The sequence below is a fragment of the Roseomonas acroporae genome (assembly GCF_023223525.1).
Classification (GTDB): domain Bacteria; phylum Pseudomonadota; class Alphaproteobacteria; order Acetobacterales; family Acetobacteraceae; genus Roseomonas_E; species Roseomonas_E acroporae.
In genome coordinates, this window is the sequence record NZ_JALPRX010000290.1 from 1 (window position 1) to 229 (window position 229).

1 protein-coding gene is annotated in these 229 nt (G+C 70.3%); it reads right to left on the bottom strand.

Features of this window, described 5'->3' with window-relative positions:
• On the bottom strand, positions 1 to 215 hold a 215-nt coding region (locus tag M0638_RS28570), incomplete at its 3' end, for a hypothetical protein (RefSeq protein ID WP_248670351.1).
• Between the last annotated feature and the right edge of the window lie 14 nt (positions 216 to 229).

The window sequence follows — 229 nt, forward strand, 5'->3', positions numbered from 1 at the left end:
CGACCACTCCCGTTGCCGTCGCGCTGGCCGGCCTCGCCCAGCAGGAGGTTGTGCGAATGCTCGCCCTCATCGTCGGCACGCTTGGGCATGATGAGCACCCGCAACCCGCCGAGGCGGCCCATCAGGTATCGCTCGCCCTTGGCCGAGGTCTTGACGTAGAGGCGGCAGGCGGGGAGCAGCGCGCTGCCCTTGCCGTTGCTGCGACGGTCGGTCATGCCGCACCGCCTTC